This window comes from Cupriavidus basilensis OR16 (assembly GCF_000243095.1).
In the GTDB taxonomy this organism is placed as follows: Bacteria; Pseudomonadota; Gammaproteobacteria; order Burkholderiales; family Burkholderiaceae; genus Cupriavidus; species Cupriavidus basilensis_D.
On record NZ_AHJE01000115.1, the window covers coordinates 1 to 17,923 of the forward strand.

General features: G+C 63.3%; 14 protein-coding genes and 2 pseudogenes. 12 read left to right on the plus strand and 4 right to left on the minus strand.

Annotation, left to right across the window (positions count from 1 at the left end):
* Nucleotides 1-424: 424 nt before the first annotated feature.
* The 6 genes and pseudogenes from OR16_RS33385 to OR16_RS47505 all read left to right on the plus strand — a co-directional run.
* A pseudogene (locus OR16_RS33385) lies at nt 425-1,700 on the plus strand (efflux transporter outer membrane subunit).
* A 216-nt stretch (nt 1,701-1,916) separates the two neighbouring features.
* Complete coding sequence (locus OR16_RS33390) at nt 1,917-4,478, plus strand: FHA domain-containing protein (RefSeq protein WP_043422123.1); 2,562 nt, start codon at nt 1,917-1,919, stop codon at nt 4,476-4,478.
* Nucleotides 4,465-5,847 (plus strand): HlyD family efflux transporter periplasmic adaptor subunit, encoded by a 1,383-nt coding sequence (locus OR16_RS33395; RefSeq protein WP_006163230.1) that lies wholly within the window; start codon nt 4,465-4,467, stop codon nt 5,845-5,847. Before OR16_RS33390 ends, OR16_RS33395 begins: the two co-directional genes overlap by 14 nt.
* A gap of 108 nt (nt 5,848-5,955) precedes the next feature.
* Nucleotides 5,956-6,708 carry a peptidylprolyl isomerase gene (locus tag OR16_RS33400; RefSeq protein WP_006163231.1) on the plus strand — a complete coding sequence of 251 codons (753 nt, stop codon included), beginning with the start codon at nt 5,956-5,958 and terminating at the stop codon, nt 6,706-6,708.
* Nucleotides 6,709-6,728: 20 nt separating this feature from the next.
* Complete coding sequence (locus tag OR16_RS33405; protein WP_006163232.1) at nt 6,729-9,635, plus strand: peptidase domain-containing ABC transporter; 2,907 nt, start codon at nt 6,729-6,731, stop codon at nt 9,633-9,635.
* Between the two features lie 85 nt (nt 9,636-9,720).
* Nucleotides 9,721-10,542 (plus strand): annotated as a pseudogene (locus tag OR16_RS47505) (sigma 54-interacting transcriptional regulator); the annotation flags it as partial.
* On the opposite strand, the gene OR16_RS42095 reads toward OR16_RS47505, so the two are convergent.
* Complete coding sequence (locus OR16_RS42095; protein ID WP_081488952.1) at nt 10,505-11,164, minus strand: PP2C family protein-serine/threonine phosphatase; 660 nt, start codon at nt 11,162-11,164, stop codon at nt 10,505-10,507. The pseudogene OR16_RS47505 and the gene OR16_RS42095 sit on opposite strands and share 38 nt — an antisense overlap.
* An 864-nt stretch (nt 11,165-12,028) precedes the next feature.
* Between OR16_RS42095 and OR16_RS33420 the strand changes: the two genes are divergently transcribed.
* The 4 genes from OR16_RS33420 to OR16_RS33435 all read left to right on the plus strand — a co-directional run bounded on the left by OR16_RS33420 (nt 12,029) and on the right by OR16_RS33435 (nt 13,521).
* A complete protein-coding gene (locus OR16_RS33420; RefSeq protein WP_006163235.1) occupies nt 12,029-12,505 on the plus strand; it encodes a lecithin retinol acyltransferase family protein in 477 nt (158 codons plus the stop codon).
* Between the two features lie 52 nt (nt 12,506-12,557).
* On the plus strand, nt 12,558-12,779 hold the full coding sequence (locus OR16_RS33425) for a hypothetical protein (RefSeq protein WP_006163236.1): 222 nt from the start codon (nt 12,558-12,560) through the stop codon (nt 12,777-12,779).
* Nucleotides 12,780-12,886: 107 nt separating this feature from the next.
* A complete protein-coding gene (locus OR16_RS33430; RefSeq protein ID WP_006163237.1) occupies nt 12,887-13,108 on the plus strand; it encodes a hypothetical protein in 222 nt (73 codons plus the stop codon).
* A gap of 164 nt (nt 13,109-13,272) precedes the next feature.
* Nucleotides 13,273-13,521: a hypothetical protein gene (locus tag OR16_RS33435; protein ID WP_006163238.1), complete on the plus strand. Its 249-nt coding sequence runs from the start codon at nt 13,273-13,275 to the stop codon at nt 13,519-13,521.
* 677 nt (nt 13,522-14,198) lie between these two features.
* On the opposite strand, the gene OR16_RS42105 is transcribed toward OR16_RS33435, so the two are convergent.
* Complete coding sequence (locus OR16_RS42105; protein WP_081488950.1) at nt 14,199-14,396, minus strand: hypothetical protein; 198 nt, start codon at nt 14,394-14,396, stop codon at nt 14,199-14,201.
* Between the two features lie 540 nt (nt 14,397-14,936).
* Here OR16_RS42105 and dusA point away from each other — a divergent pair.
* Nucleotides 14,937-15,992 carry a tRNA dihydrouridine(20/20a) synthase DusA gene (gene dusA / locus OR16_RS33445; protein WP_081488951.1) on the plus strand — a complete coding sequence of 352 codons (1,056 nt, stop codon included), beginning with the start codon at nt 14,937-14,939 and terminating at the stop codon, nt 15,990-15,992.
* 555 nt (nt 15,993-16,547) lie between these two features.
* On the opposite strand, the gene OR16_RS44685 is transcribed toward dusA, so the two are convergent.
* Both OR16_RS44685 and OR16_RS43795 read right to left on the minus strand, forming a co-directional pair.
* The gene (locus OR16_RS44685) at nt 16,548-16,697 is read right to left on the minus strand and encodes a hypothetical protein (RefSeq protein ID WP_192816474.1); all 150 of its coding nucleotides are present in this window, start codon (nt 16,695-16,697) and stop codon (nt 16,548-16,550) included.
* A 181-nt stretch (nt 16,698-16,878) separates the two neighbouring features.
* A complete protein-coding gene (locus tag OR16_RS43795; RefSeq protein WP_141639953.1) occupies nt 16,879-17,067 on the minus strand; it encodes a hypothetical protein in 189 nt (62 codons plus the stop codon).
* A gap of 280 nt (nt 17,068-17,347) precedes the next feature.
* Here OR16_RS43795 and OR16_RS43800 point away from each other — a divergent pair, with 280 nt between their 5' ends.
* The gene (locus tag OR16_RS43800; protein WP_141639954.1) at nt 17,348-17,782 is read left to right on the plus strand and encodes a hypothetical protein; all 435 of its coding nucleotides are present in this window, start codon (nt 17,348-17,350) and stop codon (nt 17,780-17,782) included.
* Nucleotides 17,783-17,923: the final 141 nt, after the last annotated feature.

Sequence of the window (17,923 nt, forward strand, 5' to 3'; positions counted from 1 at the left end):
GCAACTGATCGGCCAGACCCAGAATGTCGTCAACATGAACGGCAACAACACGGCCTTTGCCGACGACATCAAGTCCCATGTGAGCTCAACGCAGAACGCCCAGAACAACATTTATCGTTGAAGCCACCGCCGCCCTCCCGGCGTGCCGGGCAGGGCGGCCCTTTTCTTGCCGCAGGGCCTCTATTTACAGGTTGGATCGCGCCGCTAGCGGATACACAATGCATGCATGGCGTGTTGATGGCACGGCCCCTTTGCATCCGGGCCGTGACTGACCCGGCGCGGTTGGCGCCGGCGATGTGGCCAACGGGGGCCGTTGCCCGCCGGTGCCTCTTCAGCTCACCGACGCTCGCAGGAGGCGATCGTGCCAGACCATTCCACCCCGTTCGTCGTGCGCGGCAAGCGTGCCGCTTTGCGGCGATGCCTGATGGCAGGCACTTGTCTGCTGGTGCTGGCCGGTTGTGCCGACTTTCGTGCGCCCGTGTACCAGCGGCCCGAAACGCCGGCCAAGCCGGACTGGGCGCGCCAGGGATCGATCACGGTTTCGCCGGCGGAGACGATCGTGCCAAACTGGTGGCAGGCGTTCCGGGACCCGTATCTCGACGGACTGGTCGACAAGGCTATTGCGGGGAACTACGACATCAAGGTGCTGGCTGCACGCATCAAGGTGGCGGGCGCGCAGATTGCCGAGGCCAAGGCCGGCGCGCTGCCGGTCTTCGACGTGGGCGCCGGCGCAAGCTTCGAGAAGAGCACAGGCACGTCGGCCATCAAGACCTATAACCTCGGCACCCAGGTCAACTGGGATATCGATATCTGGGGCAAGGTGGAGAAGGGCGTGCAGGCCCAGACCGCCGAATTCAATGCGACCGAGGCGGATTGGCGTGCCGGCTACCTCACCTTGGTCTCCAACGTGTCCACCACCTACTTCCAGATCCTGCAGTTCGACGAACAGATCGATCAGCAGAGCAAGACGCTGGCGAGGAACAAGCAGATCCTCACCACCTACCAGGCGATGTTCCAGAACGGCCTGATCCCGAAGATCCGCGTGATGCAGCAGCAGGCCGAGATTAACCGGCTCACCAAGGACCTGCTGGAGTTGCGCCGCTCGCGCGACATTTCCGAGAACGCGCTGGCCACGCTGGTGGGCGTGCCGGCAGGTGTGTTCAAGGTGCCGGCCGGGCGATTGCAGGAGCGGGTGCAGCTGCCAGCGGTGCCGGCGGGCCTGCCGTCGCAGTTGCTCTCGCGGCGCCCGGACATCGTCGCGGCGGAGTATCGCGTGCTCGAGTCCGTCAACCTGGTGGGACAGGCGCGCCTGGCGCAGCTGCCCAGCGTCAGCCTGACCGCCCATGGCGGCACCGCGAGTTTTGCGCTGAGTGACCTGGATTACGGCATTCGAGGAAGTGGAGAACGCGCTGGTCAATGTCGACGCGCACAAGAAGCAGCGCGTGGAACTGCAGCAGCAGGTAGCGCAATTGCGCGTGGTGTCGGCGCAGATCGAGGCGCAGCTGAAGGAAGGCGTGGTGTCGCAGCTTGACGTATTCGAGACCGAGCGATCGCTGCTGAGCGCGCAACAGGAATTGTTGGCCAACCACCAACAGATCCTGGCCGACACTGTCACCCTCTACAAGGCACTCGGTGGCGGGTGGCCTAGCACCGATGTGAGCAACGTGGCAAAAGAGACGTCCCAGAAGGTCTCGAAGTAGGGGGCTGCAACCCGTTGCGCACGAGAGGCCGGGCAAGCCCCGCAAGGTGCGAAATACGCCGCCGGCGCACGTTTGACTACCGGCAAGCGTGGCCTACTATGTCCTTAGTCAACACGTTCACGATGGAGCGCGCCGCATCGGCTCGCACCGTCGCCATGAAACATGGCTTGCCACTGGCGCGTGCGCCGTGGCACTCGCTGTTGGTGGTATCGAAACATGGCTCCAGACGAAGCTCTGATTGTCGAGATGCGGGCAAAGGTGGGGCAGGCGTTCGATATCGTGCTTGAACCCATCTCCCACCCTGAGCTCGGCGAGATCCGTCTCGACGAGAGCCTGTTCGCCGTGGGCCGCGCGGAAGCGCCTTTCGCTGCCTACCCGCCCGACGTAGCCGCGGTGCTCTCGCGCCGTCACGCACGCATCTTTTCCGAGCATGGCGCGGTCTATGTCGCGGATCTGGGCAGCAAGAACGGCACCACCGTCAATGGCGCGCCCGTGGCACAGCAGGCGGCCAGGCTGCGCGACGGCGATGAACTGCGCTTTGGCGCTGCGCTGTCCTACCGGGTGCGGCTGCGTTCGCACGCGCCGTTCCAGGCGCCAAGCCAGATGCCAATGGTGCTGACGCTCGTGCCCGAGCGCGACGATCTTGGCCTGCAGCCGATCGAGGTGGCCGGATTTCCCTTCCTGATCAGCAAGGCGGACGAGACGTTCTCCCGCTACAAGGAGGTGTATCCGCACCAGGTCAACTATGTTTCACGCCGTCACGCGCACATCTTCCTGAAGGGGAACGAGCCTTTTGTCGAGGACCTTGGCAGCACCAACGGTACCTTTGTCAACGGCATGCGGGTGGATGAGCACGCGGTCGCGCTCGGCGAGAGGGACCTCCTCGCGTTTGGCGGCAATCACTTTGTCTATCGGGTCGGCATGCGCAGCGAAGCTGCCACCGATGCAACCATCACCAGTTCGATCCTGCCGCCGCCCGAAGTCGCCGCAGTACCCGCTCGCAGCGCGGGAGCTCCGGCACCGGCTCCTACACCCACCGCAGCGCCAGAACCCGCCGCCCCGGCACACGATCCTGACAAGACCACATTCGTCGCCGCTGCCGGCTCCTTCCTGGATATTTTCTGCGTCGACTATGTTGCGCAGCAGGAAGATGAAGTCAATCAGGAGGCGCTGCCCCAGCCGGAAGGCGAAGGCGGCGGGACGGACAAGCCACGCGCGCAAGGCAAGTTCGCGCTCGTCATGGGCAGGCTAGGCAGCAGCTTTGGCGCTTCGGAGCGTGCCAGCCTGAAGCGAGCCGCGCGCTGGGGCGGTGCCGTTGCCGTGGCGGTTGTGACGCTCCTGCTCTTCCTGTACTTGCGCGGCGCGTCCGAGCGCGAGATGGAGTCGTTGATGGCCGGCGGCAACTATGCCCGCGCCGCAGCCGTGGCCGATGTGTATCTGGAGCGGCACCCGGAGAATGCGCAGTTCAGGGCCATGGGCACCGAGGCGCTGCTACGCGACCAGGTACCGGGATGGATCGGCAAGCTGCAGTCGCGTGACTTCAATGGTGCCGAGGCGGCGCTGGCCCGCATGAAGGCGCTCGGCGTGCACAATGCCGACGCGCGCGGCCTGTTGGGTGAGCTCGACTGGATCGGACGGCTGAACCGCTTCGTGGCTGGCCGGGGCGGGGTCGACGCGCCGATCCGCATTTACACCGATGAGGCCAGCATCCGTGCGTTGCTCAAGCACTGGAATGACGACACCCCCGCCCACCAGCGCGGGCTGGACCGCATCGCCGCCTACTTGCCGCAATTCAGGGAGCCGTACGCCGATGCGCTCAGCTATGTGCGCAAGCTGCAGAGCGACGACTCGGTTTATCTGGCCGCCATCGACCGTCTGAATGCATCGTTGGCCACCGGACTGGCGAGCGATCATCCGGAGGCGCTGCAGGTGGTGCTGGCGGACTACGCGGAGAAGTATCCAAGGCTCGCTGGCCTGGATCGCATCAAGGACGACCTGCGGCAGTACGTTGCGCTGGACAGCGCGCTGCGCGCTGCCACGCTGGGCCCTCTGATGGCGCAGATGGCCAAGGCCAGCTTTTCCACGCCCCCCTTCCAGGCGCGTTTCCGAGAAATGGCGGGCAGCCGCCTGCCGACGCCGGCGCTGGTGCGGCAGTATGCCGAGGTGGACAAGGCCTGGCGCGCGGGCGATAGCGCCAAGGCGTTCGCGGGGCTGCAAGCGATCAGGACAGGACCGTGGGCAGAGGCTGCCGCCAAGGACCTCACGCGCAAAGAGGCCGTCGCCGAGCAGTTCGCCGGCTTGCCGAAAGCGCGCGGCGCCAAGGGTTACGAGGAAGTATTGCTGTCTTTCTACGCCATGCTCGATCCCGCCGAGGATACGTATTTCCTCAAGGCGGTCGAGCCTGATGTGGCGGCAATACACGATGCGGCGATCCGGCGCGCGCAGGAACTGATGAACGCCGCGCTAGCCTCGTGGCGCCAGTATCGCCGCGACGGCGCCATCGGCGGCGAGCAGCGGCTGGAGTCCGACATCTCCGCGAAGTTCCGTACGCAGGCACGCCTGCTGTCCAATGCCAGCGCGCAGGCGCGCCAGGGCATGCGCATCTACGCGCAATTGAAGGTTGGCGATACGGCGCAATGGAGCCAGGTCCAGGAGGATATCGATTCGGAGACGGAACTGCAGCGGCGTTCCCTGCAGGAACTGCGCATGGTGCTGAGCCCGGCGCTGCTCAAGTCCAAGCTGGCGTTGATTGGAGGAGAGGGTGATGAAGGACGATAGCCGAGACAATCGCCTTAAGCCGCTGTCCGAAGCGCTCGAGGATCACAGCGCCGAGGGCATTGCCATTCTCAGCGCGGAGCCCTGGAAGCTGATGCAGATATCCGTGCTGGTCATGGTGTCGCTGGTCGTCTGCGCGCTAGCCTGGTCATTCGTGGGCCATGCGGACGTGATCGTGTCCGCGGACGGCACCCTCGCGCCGGAGTCGGAAGTGCGGCGGTTCTATGCGCCGGTCGACGGGGAACTGGCGGATCTCTACGTGGCCGAGGGCCAGCCGGTGAACAAGGACGACGTACTGGCGCGGCTGAATGCGCGTGGCGCGATCGAGGCGGCCACCAATGCGCTGGAGGCGCAACTCAAGCTGCAGGATTCCGAGCGCGAGTGGAAGCAGTTTCCGGACAAGAAGCTGTTGATGGAGCGCAAGGCGGCGGCGTTGAAGCAGCAGATCGATGTGGCTGAACGCCTGCACGAGAATCGTACGGCCGAGGGTACCACCCGGCTCGCGGAACAGCAGCGGGCACAGCTGCAGCAGGCGCGCAGCAACCTGGACAGCGCGCGGCGCGCGCGTGAATTCGCGCGCCAGGAGCAGGACCGCTATGCCCGCTTGTTTGCGCTGCCGGGTGGCGGGGGGGTCTCGCAGTCGCAGGTGGAGAGCAAGCGGATTGCGGCTGTCGAAGCGGAGAACGCGCTGCAGATTGCCCAGTCGCGGCTGGCCGAGCTGGATTCCAAGCTGAGCCAGGAATTCAACCAGGCCACCGTGCAACTGGAAGGCAGCAGCCAGGAACTGACCAACCTGCGTATCCAGTACGACGCCGCGCTGCGTGAGATCGCCAATACGGAAGACAAGCTGCGCCTGCAGGTGCAGACCGCGCGGTTGGTTGCCGAGGCGGCGGCGCGCATTCGCTTCGAGAATATCGACAAGGACAACTTCCTGCTGATCCTGGCTCCCGTGGCCGGCGTGATCACCGATGTCAGCTCCACGCAGCGGGGCGACAAGGTCTTGGCCAACGCACCATTGGGCGGCATCGCACCCAAGAACGCACGCCCCGTGCTCAAGATCGAAATCGCCGAGCGTGACCGCGCCTTCCTGCGCGAAGGCCTGCCCGTTAAGCTGAAATTCAACGCCTTTCCCTACCAGCGCTACGGCCTGATCGCCGGCACGCTCGAGTACATCTCTCCGGCGACCAAGCTGGCAGGGCCGAACAAGCAACCGGTGTACGAGGGGCGCGTCCGGCTGGCGCAAGACTATTACACGGTGGCGGACAACAAGTACCCGTTGCGCTACGGCATGACCGCTACGGCGGAGATCGTGGTGCGCGAGCGGCGCCTGATCGACCTGGGGCTGGATCCGTTCCGGCAGGTGGCGGGCTGAAGCCAGCGGATAGCGGCAACGCCTGGAACGTGGTTGGATGCACATCGGCGGCCCGCACCTGCGTGCGGGCGGTTTTGGCGAATGGGAAACCATCAAGGAGCTGACGAGATGACAGCGATTGTGCGGGTCGACGATGAAGTCATCGGGGTCGAGGAGTTTATCCGGGTCCTGAAGCTCACGGGCCAGTTCGAAGGGTTGATCGAGCAGATCGTCAGGGACAAGCTCACGGTGCACGCGGCGAAGAAGCAAGGCATCACCGTGTCGCCGGAGGAGATCCAGGAGCGCGCCGATCAGTTCCGGCGCGTGCAGGGCTTGCACCGCGCGACGGAGATGAACCATTACCTCGACGTGCTCGGTGTGAGCCTGGACGAGTTCGAGGCGTTCGTGACCGATAGCCTCTACCAGGAGAAGATGCTTGCCGAGGTGGCCAGCGACAAGGCCGTCGAAGGCTACTTCAAGCTGCACTCGCCCAAGTTCGACAGCATCGAGGTGAGCCATATCGTGGTGGACGCTGAGGGCAAGGCAAAGGAGTTGATCTCCTACCTGCGGGACGATCCCGACAGCTTCGCCGAAATGGCGCGCGAGCACTCCGTCGCGGACACGAAAGAGCTGGGCGGCGCGATCGGCAAGGTCTTGCGCGGCTCGCTCAAGACGGATATCGAAGCCAAGGTGTTCAATGCCGCCGCCGGCGACCTGCTCGGTCCGTTCCCGTCCCAGGACCGCGCCTTCTTCGAGATCTTCATGGTGAGCGCCAAGCATCCCGCCACGCTCGATGCCGAAGTCGCGGCGGAGGTGCGCCGTCTCCTGCGTGAGGACTGGCTGATGGCCAGGGCGCAGGAACACGTCATCGAAGCGCGCTAGGCGCAAGGGCCCAGACGCATATGGAAGCCAGCCCCGAACTGCATCCGCTTGCCGACTTCCTGGCTGGCGTGGAAATACTCTCGCCGTTCTCGCGCGAGGAAATGGAGCGGCTGGCGGAGCATGCGCAATCGCTTTCGTACGGCTTTGGCGAGACCATCTGCAATGCGGGCGAGCCGGCCGACGGGCTCTTCATCATCAAGTCGGGGTCCGTGCGGATCTTCAACGAAGACAATGGCAAGGAAGTCAGCCTGGGCGTGCGCAAGGCCCGCGAGGTGTTCGCCGACATCGCCATGCTGCGCGAATACCGGCACGAATCCTCGGTGCGTTCCTCCGCCAAAACCGAGCTGCTCTATATTCCGCGCAACGTGACCGAGCCCATGATCGCGCAGAATCCGGCGGCGATGGCTTTCGTCGCCAGCTATGTGGCAATCAGTTCGGCAGGCGGTTTTGTCGCCCGCCTGTTTGACCTGCGCGGCAAGCTCGACAAGGGCGAGCTGGAGGAGGCGGTGCGCAGCGTGGGCGTGAAGCGCGTGTCGGCCGGCAAGGAGATCCTGAAGCAGGATGCAAGGGAAGACCGCCGCCTGTATGTGGTGCGCCAGGGGGAAATCCGCATCGTGCGGACCGAGGAGGGCATCGAGTATCCGTTGGCGACCTTGCGCCAGGGTGACATTTTTGGCGAGCGCGCCTGCGTGATGCGACAGGAGCAGATCGCATCGGCCATCGCCGGCACGGATGCGCGGCTGCTGGTGATTCCGGAAAAGACCGTGCAACTGATCCTGGAGCGCAATCCCAAGCTGCGCGAGGTGCTGGAAGAGCGCATCCGCTTTATCGACCGGGAGCTGCACCGGCAAAAGAAGATGGCCGAGCGGCGCAAGCATCCGGTGATGCTCGACCTGCGCTCGAAGCCAGAGTTTGGCGAGCGCGTGATCCGCCGCTTTGCCCTGGTGGAGCAGGCCGAGGAGATGGATTGCGGCGCGGCCTGCCTGGCCATGATCTGCCGCCATCACGGCATTCCCATGACGCTCGGCAAGCTGCGCGAGCTGGCCAATGTGACCACGCAGGGCGCCACGCTGGACAGCCTGGCCCGCGCCGGCGAGTCGCTCGGCTTCACCACGCGCGGCGTGCAGTGCACGCATGATTCCCTGCTGGGTTTCGAGCTGCCGTTCATCGTGCACTGGGAGGGCTACCACTACGTGGTGGTCTACGGCGTATCGAAGCGCTGGGTGTGGGTGGCCGACCCGGCCCTCGGCTTTCGCAAGATGGGCGTGGAGGAGTTCGAGCGCGGGTGGAGCGGCACCTGCCTGCTCTTCACCTCTGGCGAGAGCATGGCGCAACTGGCAGTGGCGCGCTCGCCCTGGCTGCGTTTCATCGGCTACCTGGCGCCGTACAAACGGATCCTTGCGCACCTGTTCATGGCGACCTTCGTGATCCAGGTGCTGGGCGTGGTGCCGCCCCTGATCATCCAGAACATCCTGGATGGCGTGGTGGTGCACCAGAACATGGGCCTGCTGAACCTGCTGATACTCGGGCTGATCGTGTCCAGCGTGTTCTCGCAACTGATGAGTTCGGTACGAGCGTATCTTGCCAACTTCATGGTGCGCAATATGGACTTCGCCATGATGTCGCATTTCTTCAAGCACACCTTGTCGCTGCCGTTTGCCTTCTTCGCCAAGCGCAAGACCGGCGACATCTTTGCCCGCTTCCAGGAGAACCAGACCATCCGTGCCTTCCTGACCGAGTCGACGGTGACGACGGCGCTCAACCTGCTGATGGTGTTTATCTACTTCACCATCATGTTCCTCTACAACGTCAAGATGACGCTGGTACTGATTGCCTTCGTGGTCCCGATTGCGATCCTGACGGTCGTGGCCACACCAAAGGTGAAGGCCTTCGCGCGCGAGGTGTTCACCACCTCGACCGATGCGCGGTCTTACCTGATGGAGACGCTGGGCGGCGTGGAAACTGTCAAGGGCATGGGCATCGAGCGCCCGGTGCGCCTGAAGTGGGAGAAGAAGTACGCCAAGGCGCTGGAGGTCCAGTACCGGGCGCAGGCGTTCCACATCCTGGTGGGGCTGGCCAGCCAGCTGCTCAATGCCGCTACCACCATCGCGGTGCTGTGGGTGGGCGCCAACCTGGTGCTGCAGCGCGAGCTGACCGTCGGCCAGCTGATTGCCTTCAATGCGTTCATGGGCAGCGTGCTGGCGCCGTTGATGGGGCTGGTGGCGTTGTGGGGCCAGCTCAACGACGCAGGCGTGGCAATGGAGCGCCTGGGCGACGTGCTGGACCTCGATCCGGAGCAGAAGCCTGAGGAATTGGCATCGCGCGTGATGCTGCCGGACCTGCAGGGCGAGATCAGCCTGGAAGGCGTCTATTTCCGCTACGGCGGCGCCGAGACGCCTTACGTGCTGGAGAACGTCAGCTTTGGCATCAAGCCCGGAGAGTTGCTGGCCATCGTGGGGCGCAGCGGGTCGGGCAAGACCACGCTGGCCAAGATGCTGGTGGGGTGCCCGGATCGCCGGCATATCGAGGAAGTCGCCAAGATGGCCGACGCCCACGCATTCATCAGCAAGCTGCCGCTGGGTTACGAGCAGGTAGTGGGCGAGCGCGGCGTGGGTTTGTCCGGCGGGCAGATCCAGCGCCTGTGCATTGCCCGCGCGCTGTATCACGATCCGCGCCTGCTGGTCTTCGACGAGGCGACCTCGGCGCTGGACACGCAATCGGAGAGCAACATCCTTGGCAATATGCAGGAGATCCTGCAGGGCCGCACGGCCGTGATCATCGCGCACCGCCTGAGCACCATCATGCGCGCGGACAAGATCCTGGTGCTGTACGAAGGGGCCATCGTCGAGCAGGGGCGGCATGAGGAACTGCTGGAGCGCAAGGGCATGTACTACCAGCTGGTGCAGAAGCAGCTGAGCTCGGAGTGAAGGGCTTCGCACAGCCCGGGCGCCGCTGGGCAGCAATGGCGCATCTGGCATATCTGCGGTATCGGCACGCATGGGGGAGCGCGACATGAAGCTGTTCAACCAGGGGGGCTCCGTCGGGTCCGCCATCTCCTATGCCGGGCTGATCGAGAAGATCGAGATCTTGCGTTCCACATTGCGCTGGGCCTCCAAGCTCGAGCGCACGGAGATCGAGAAGCTGCTCAAGCAGGCCACCACGCTGCGCGACGAGGTGATGCAGCTATCGCACAAGGAGCGTTTTGTGCAGGCGGCGGTGGCAGAGCCGGTGCCGGCCGACCTGGCGCCGCGCGAGCGCCGTCAGGCCCTGCTGGAGCGAAGCTTTGTTTTCGAGGGTACCTTCGGCGATAACCCGAAGCTGCTGGAGGCGCTGGAGATTGCCGAGAAGGCTGCGCCGACCGATCTGCCGGTGCTGATCGATGGCGAGAGCGGTACCGGCAAGGAGTTGATGGCCAAGGTGATCCATGCCAACGGCTCGCGGACGGACAAGCCCTATATCTCGGTGAACTGCGGGGCGATTCCCGAGAACCTGCTGGAGTCGGAGCTGTTCGGCCACAAGAAGGGCGCCTTCACGGGCGCTGCCAACGATCGCCGCGGCAAGTTCGAGAGTGCGCACACCGGCACCATCTTCCTCGATGAAATTGGCGAACTGCCGCTCACCGGGCAGGTCAAGCTGCTGCGCGTGCTGGAGTCGCACGAGATCCAGCGGGTCGGCTCTGACGAGACCATTACGGTCGACACGCGCATCGTCGCGGCCACCAACCGGGACCTGCGGCGCCTGAGCGAGGAGGGCAAGTTTCGCGAAGACCTGTTCTACCGGCTCAGCGTGATCCACGTCACGCTGCCGCCGCTGCGCGAGCGGCGCACGCCAGTACGCTGGCGATCTCCGGATCGCGCAACTCATTGCTCAAGCCATCGCTGCAGAGCAGGAAGATGTCGGCATCCGCGACTTCCACCCAGGCCTGGTCCAGTTCCAGCGCCGTATTCGCGCCGACCGCGCGGGTGATGGTGTTGTGTGCAGGGTGATGCACGGCTTCTTCCGCGGTGATCAGGCCGCGCGCCTTGAGTTCCTCCACGCGGCTGTGGTCCCGGGTCAATTGGGTCAAGTGCGCGTCCCGGTACAGGTAGATGCGGCTGTCGCCCGCCCACAGGCAACCGCAGAAGCGCTCGCACGCCATCAACACCACCACCGTGCTGCCAATGCGCCGGACCTGCCGGCGCGCCGCCTCCTCCAGCAGTTCGCGATTGACTTCCTGCAAGGCGATGCGGGCCTCGTCGAGCAAGCTTTCGAGGCTGTGCGGCAGGGCCAGCCGGGACAGCGTCTCCACGACAAGATTGCTGGCATAGTCGCCAACCGCGTGGCCGCCCATGCCATCCGCCACCACCCAAAGCCCTCGCTCCGGCTGGGCCAGACAGGCATCCTCATTGCGCTCCCGTACCAGGCCGACATCGGTGCGAGCGGCTGAAGTCCAGCGGAATTGCGATGCACAGGTCACGATCATCTCCGGTGTGCGGGCGAGCCAGGACGCCACAACGCCACGCCGGCGCCTCGGCGGCATTGGCGTGGCTGGCGGCGCATGGCCTGACCGTGCGGGCTGCACGCGAACCGGGTTACATCCGGCCGTCGTTCCTTGCCCCTTGTCCCGCTTGGACATTGATGTTCGCGCCGGGTGCCGTATTGCGAACGTCGATGTTCTGGAACTGGTTAACCATCTGATCAGCATAGAAGCTGTTGTTGATCTCGTAAAAGTTGACGACGGGCCCAACGCTCTGCCGGGGCGGGGAATAGGGCTGGATCCAGCCGAATACCCAGGTAGAGGTCTGTGATGGTGAGCGCCGCCATGATGGTCTCCGGTGCGTGGGATGGGTAGGGACTGAGTTGCGGTCCGTGGCTTCTTGCCATGCGTCTATACAGCAAAGCGCATGCCAGTGATGCGGCTGGGCCGGCGCAGCGGCGCAAGTGCTTGAATTTGCTGTGTTTCCCTTCCGTGTTGGCGATCCCGGGCAGACCTCGGACTTCGCCGCAGGGCCGTAAGCGTTGGCGCAACGCCAACATCCTCCGCCGGCATGGTGGGGGAATACCACCGCTTTGACCCGGCTCGCCGCCCGGCAGCGCCCGGCTCGAAGTCGAGCAGTAGCGCGCGGCCAGCGCTACCGCGTCCACAGCTATCCGATGGCATGGCGCCAACACTATTGGCACGACGCTGTTGGCTGGCAGATGACGCTTTTCCCCTGCCTGGCCGGTTGAAAATGCCCAATCCCTTGATTTTCTTGGAGTGACGGCGGGTGGCACGGTTGATGCGGATGGTATGGCAAACAGCAGGCACTGCCTGCAGCAAGCAAACAGATCAGAGGCCGCCATGAACCACCAAGACCAACGCCAAGACCAGGCCATCGATGCCGACCTGCCACTGGGCGCGCACCTGGTCACGGAACGTCGCGGCTACGCGCATCACGGCATCTATATCGGCCAAGGCAAGGTGGTTCATTACGCCGGTTTTGCCGGCTCGCTCCACCGTGGCCCGGTCGAAGAAACCTCGGTGGAAGCCTTTGCGGCCGGCCACCCCGTCTGCGTGAAGGTCAATCCCTGTGCCCGGTTTGTCGGCCTGGAAGCCGTGGCGCGCGCCCGCTCCCGCCTCGGCGAAGACGACTACCGGCTCCTGACCAACAACTGCGAGCACTTCTGCACCTGGTGCCTGCTTGGCGCAAGCCGCAGCGAGCAAGTGGATGCCTGCCTGCACCAACCCTCCATGGTTGTCCACGCCGTCGCCAACCTGCTCAGGACGTTTCTCGAAACCGGATTCAAGGGCGCACACCTTGGTGCCCGTGCCGCTTAACGACCGGCGCGCAACTAGGGACGCTTCAACAAGGCAAGCCAGGGAGACTGACATGCAAACCGCCAAGATATCGCTGCGCGGGCTGATCGACAAATGGCTCGGTTCCAACCTGGCGGCACCCGCGCGGATCACGCGGGTGCGCAGTTCCCGGGCTTGCCGCCGTGGCTGCATCCGCGTGGACGTGGCCCGTCCGTCGGGGCAGTTGTCGATGTTCTTCTTCCGCCATGACGACGGGGGCTGGTGCGTATATCCGCCTGCGCTCAGGGCGGGCTGAGGTGCCAGGCCCGCGCCACGCCGCATGCGGGCTCGATTCGTTATCCTGGCCACGCAGCGACGTGTCCATCTATGATGGCTTCATCCCCAGCAAAGAGGAGCCGCGAGATGGAACGACGATTCGAGTACGGTGGCTACGCCGTGGTGGCCCGCGCGATTGCGTTGGCTGGGGGCGGCTACACGGCGACGGTCGTTATCACCGACGCCTTCGGCGAAGCGCCACAGCCTTCATTCGAGGAAGAGGCGGGCGTGGCGGGCACGGCGGAAGCCGCGATTGCCCTGGCCGAAGCCTCGGCCATGCGGACCATCGACGCCGGGCAAGTGAACTAGCCAGGCAGGCCCCGGCGTTCAGAATCGTGCGGGGCTGCCCTTAGCCGGACTTTGCACAGGTGCGCTTGCCGCGACTTCAAATGGCGCCTTCTGGCGGCAACCATGCACGCCGGATGGCTGCCCTTGGGGCGTGCTACGATTCCCTTGAACAACTGGAGAAAGCGATGGATCTCCAAGGCTTCACCTACTACAAGGATCACTGGTACGAGGCATGCGCGGCGTCCCCAACCGGTGGGCCCTGGCATGGCGAGGTGACGATCTGTGCAAAGGCGCCAGACGGCAGATCGATCAAGATTTTCGAGCACGAACCCGTGCCTGGACAGTACTTCTCCGAAGGCGAGGCATGGCAGCATGCGCGCGAGTATGCCGAAAAGCTGATAGACGAAGGCCGGGCGAACCCAGGCGCTCACTGATTCGCGCACCGTATCGCCGTCCGGGTCAACCACACAGCGTGCTGCGGCCCTCCGAAATCCGGGGAGGTATATATGGACTTCAAGTACAGAGGCCGGGATATCTCCATCCAGACGAGAAAGGTCGCGAGTAACCGGTGGGACTGGTCGTATGTCATCCGTGGGCACGGACACAGGCAAAACACTCAGGAGCCAGCAGCCTCGGAAGAGATCGCAATCGATGATGCATATCGAGTTGCGAAACGAGAGATTGATCAGATCAGCGTTGACTGTGACGACTAGCATCTCCCGAGTGCCATCAGTGCTGGCACGCCGCTCGCATCGCGGGCCAAGCGCCGTGAGCGCGGCTGCAACGCGTTGAACAAACCGGTGCAGGCTGGTGCTGAGGCGCTGTCGTCCATTGGTCCTTGAACCACTGGAAAAAGGGGTGCAGGCGGCAGGGTGAAAGCGCCTACACCCTTGAGGACTGGCAACGAGGGTCAATATGTCGCCGGCATTGATCGCGGTGCATCCCAGCAATTCCAGTACCCCGCTGAGGTCGGGAGACATCCCCGAGCGGGGGAAGGTACGGGTTCGGCGGTGTTAGCTGACTATTGCGCCTGGCAGAACCGGGTAATGCGGGATGCCAGGTGGGCTGGGGCGTGTGCAGCCAGGCATGGCAAGCCTACATAGGTAGCCGTTCAGCGCCTCTTTGCTACAGTGGCCAGATATTTGCGTCCGTGATTGGTGAGGCGAACTTGGCTACGGTCGTGTGTCGGTCGTTCCAGTTGCACGAGCTGCCGATGCACGAGGCTTTCGAGGTCGGCAGGGTCCAGTTCGAGATTCCCGTCTGCACTGTCGAGTAGCATCAAGGCGGCGATTTCATGAGGACTGAGCATCTTCGTCTCCTGCGAAGGGGATAGTTGCTGAAGGTCATGCAGCCGGCGGCTGCGCCGTTGAAAAGCTTACTTTCTATCGCGGTGTCCAACCTCGCAACGGGGGATACATTTCCTTACTGCGTATGATAAGTGAGGGTCATGTATCGGTATCTTCTAAGCTGCGGAAGTGGCGTTAGGGAGATTCCCGCTTTGATGGGACTCTATCCGCGGAGGGGCTTCCTGCGTCTCGGCAGAGTTGGTGGCCAAATGGATTGCCGCGCCGGGTGATCTACGACGAAGTAGTGAACATGGGCGCGAAGACGTCAAGGAAATGAAGCACGTCTGTTGAGGTGCGATGCGTTCAGGAATGTCTTGATTTCGGTGAGCCTGAATTTGCCGCGTTGCTTCCGGCGGACACGCGGCGGCGTGACCTATACTCTTGCCCTTGCGTTCGCGCTGAAGAATGGGGCCCATAGTCCCCGGTGCAACATGGTTTTTCTCAGTGCAACATTGAAACACCCAAGCTCCAAAATGAGCCTAAAGAGGCGGTAACCGCAGGAAATGGCACACGTTCAGAATTCCCCGCAAACCAAAGCTGGAGGCGGAATCCCCGCGAAATCAAAGGGCCGAAGGATCTCGGTTGCACCGATGATGGATTGGACTGATCGTCATTGCCGCATGTTTCACCGGCAACTGAGTCGCCATACCTGGCTGTACACCGAGATGGTGACCACTGGCGCGCTGCTCCACGGCGACGTGGCTCGCCATCTCGCCTTTGATGCCTCCGAGCAACCCGTGGCCCTGCAGCTCGGGGGCAGCGAGCCCGCCGACCTGGCGGCCGCGGCGAAACTGGGCGAGCAGTGGGGCTATGTGGAGGTCAACCTCAATTGCGGCTGCCCTTCCGAGCGGGTGCAGCGTGGCGCGTTCGGCGCTTGCCTGATGGCGGAGCCGGAATTGGTGGCGGATTGCGTGAAGGCGATGCGCGACGCGGTGTCGATCCCCGTGACCGTCAAGCATCGTATCGGCATCGACACGATCGAACATTACGACTTTGTGCGTGACTTCGTTGGCACGGTGGCCGAGGCGGGGTGCGAAACCTTTATCGTGCATGCGCGCAATGCGATCCTGAAGGGCTTGAGCCCGAAGGAAAATCGCGAGATCCCGCCGCTGCGCTACGAAGTGGCTTACCAGCTTAAGCAGGAGTTTCCGCATCTCGAGATCCTGATCAATGGCGGCATCGTCACGCACGATGAGATGGACGAGCACCTGGCGCATGTGGACGGCGTCATGATTGGACGCGAGGCTTATCATCAGCCCTACGTGCTTGCGGGAATGGACGGGCGATTCTACGGTGCACAGACCCCGGTGCCGTCACGGCGGGACGTTGAGCTGGCAATGCAGCGTTATATCGGGGATGTCGTCGAGAAGGGCGGTTATATGGGGGCGGTGACACGTCATATGCTGGGCCTGCATCGTGGTATCCACGGTGGCCGCGGCTGGCGGCGGGTTCTGTCGGATGCGCGCCGCATGCACGCTGTGCGCACGCGCGCAGCCGTTGATGCCATGTTCGAAGAGGCGCGGGGGCATCTGCTGCAGGGAGGCGAGCCATCCCTCTAGGCGGCCTGAACAACGTCCACCCGAGTTGGCTGGTGGGGTACGGATTATCTGGAGGTACTCGCGTGCACGGTCGGGAGGTGGGCTTCGATCGCGAATAGGTCGCATTTGCGTGCCCGGAACATAATGGATATTGATGGCTTGCCGGGGCGCCGGCTGGAGTATTTCCTCTAACTTCGAATACCCTTTTTATGCAAGGGAGCTGCGGGGGGCTGTGATACGCACTTGATCGCCGCAGTTGGCCGCTTTCCCGCCATGGCAAAGGGATTCCCCTAATTAGTCGGGGAGCCGCAAGTTCTTACACTGTGCTTGCCCTCGAATACAGGGTTTTCTTCAACTGATTGTTCAGCCCGCCTCGTGCGGGCTTTTTTTTATCGTGGTGGCTGCGACGGCATGGTCGAGTTCGGTTTACCCGGATAGTACGAACGGGAAATGACAGATAGATTACGAATGCCTTCAGGGCAATTGAGATCGCTAATTTAAGAACCCGCGCTGCGGGTTCTTTTTTTTGCCTGTTAGCGCTCGTTATCTAGCGGCCGCGCAGGTAGTTGCCGCGCTTTATTTTTCGCTGGTGCGTGAGATGCCGACATCAACCGTGCCGTAGGCGGTGATGCTTGACTCCCGGCCGCCGGCGCCTTGGCTGGCGCATCCGCCAAGGAATGCCAGCAATGCGCAGCCCGCCAGCAGTCCCCACAACGTTTGCTTCATGGTTTTTCCCGGTGTTGCCGCAGAAACGGCATTCGCTATTTGGTATCTGGCGCGGGGTTTGGTTCCTGTGCAAAGGCGGCCGCTGCAAAACGGCAGCGGCGGGCGCCTGCGGACAAAAAGGACGGGAAAAGGCTGACGAGGGCGGCCGGCGCTAAATTGCTACCTTTGGACGCCTAACTAATTATCCGATGACGAAACGGTGTAGCAGCAACGTCGCAATAGCCGGGCAGGCCAGGACCAGGCCGCCCAGCGCCGGAAATCGCTGTGACCACATGCCGATCAATGCGGGGATCGCAGCAATCGGGCCAAGGATATGCAACAGGAAGGAAAGCAGGGTATCGGGGTGGCCGCCGCTCACAGCCTGCGGCACTTCGTTGCCCCCATTCGGGCCAAGGAGCCCATACGCACTCCCGAGTAGGAGGGCGACAAGGCAAAGCGTGGCGGCTAGCTTGAGGGTGAGTTTGGCACTGAAGGACCGCATCGTTGCTCTTTCCAATGGGATTGTGGCCCCCCGGTGGGCCGGGTAGGGCGCTTGGCGCGCGCCAAGGATGTTTGTGAAAATAGCGCAAACTGCACCCAATCCAACTGAGATTTTTCTAAGTCAGAATTAAGTCAAGTCGGGGAGGGGCTGGCAGCGCACATGGTGGCGTATGCAATTGTTTGCAGTTTTGCGGGGCCAGTCGGACTACCCTTGTGGTCAATCTCTTGCGGTTTTTGGGCCCTGGTTCGACGCCGGCGCGCGTCGGCAGCGGGGCGGCGCAATCGATGGCAGCGGAGAAGGAGATGCGGATGGCAACGGCTCGTACCTCGCAAGGGAGGCAAGCTTTCGTTCTTCGCCACAGGTCATCGCCGGCAGCAAACAGATGATCACGGCAACAGCGCCCAGGATGATTTGCCCGTGTTGTCAGCGTGCTTCGCTGCAGCCTCTAACCCTGACTCTCTCCAATGCGCTCGCTCAGGGCATCAGCGGTCGCCTGCGTCCTGTTCAGGTATGGCAATGCCCGGCGTGTGGCGAGGGCATCATTGCAGAAGATGTCCTGCGCTGGATGCTTGGGGCCAAGGGTGGCAAGGCGGCCGTCACCTAGGTGGCCGGAGGTAGCCAGCCAGAGTACCGCGCACGGGTATGGCATGCCTCACGGTAAGCGCTCAGTGGCGTGCGCTTTGTTCTCTCTTAGCCCTGGTCTAGCATGGAACCGTCAGATCTTCCTGGCACGAGTTTGAGGAGA

Excerpts from the sequence above, each read along its gene's own strand:
- OR16_RS33390 (WP_043422123.1), top strand. The coding sequence starts at position 1,917 with ATGGCTCCAGACGAAGCTCTGATTGTCGAGATGCGGGCAAAGGTGGGG.
- OR16_RS33395 (WP_006163230.1), top strand. The coding sequence starts at position 4,465 with ATGAAGGACGATAGCCGAGACAATCGCCTTAAGCCGCTGTCCGAAGCG.
- OR16_RS33400 (WP_006163231.1), top strand. The coding sequence starts at position 5,956 with ATGACAGCGATTGTGCGGGTCGACGATGAAGTCATCGGGGTCGAGGAG.
- OR16_RS33405 (WP_006163232.1), top strand. The coding sequence starts at position 6,729 with ATGGAAGCCAGCCCCGAACTGCATCCGCTTGCCGACTTCCTGGCTGGC.
- OR16_RS33420 (WP_006163235.1), top strand. The coding sequence starts at position 12,029 with ATGAACCACCAAGACCAACGCCAAGACCAGGCCATCGATGCCGACCTG.
- OR16_RS33425 (WP_006163236.1), top strand. The coding sequence starts at position 12,558 with ATGCAAACCGCCAAGATATCGCTGCGCGGGCTGATCGACAAATGGCTC.
- OR16_RS33430 (WP_006163237.1), top strand. The coding sequence starts at position 12,887 with ATGGAACGACGATTCGAGTACGGTGGCTACGCCGTGGTGGCCCGCGCG.
- OR16_RS33435 (WP_006163238.1), top strand. The coding sequence starts at position 13,273 with ATGGATCTCCAAGGCTTCACCTACTACAAGGATCACTGGTACGAGGCA.
- OR16_RS42105 (WP_081488950.1), bottom strand. The coding sequence starts at position 14,396 with ATGCTCAGTCCTCATGAAATCGCCGCCTTGATGCTACTCGACAGTGCA.
- dusA (WP_081488951.1), top strand. The coding sequence starts at position 14,937 with ATGGCACACGTTCAGAATTCCCCGCAAACCAAAGCTGGAGGCGGAATC.
- OR16_RS44685 (WP_192816474.1), bottom strand. The coding sequence starts at position 16,697 with ATGAAGCAAACGTTGTGGGGACTGCTGGCGGGCTGCGCATTGCTGGCA.
- OR16_RS43800 (WP_141639954.1), top strand. The coding sequence starts at position 17,348 with ATGCAATTGTTTGCAGTTTTGCGGGGCCAGTCGGACTACCCTTGTGGT.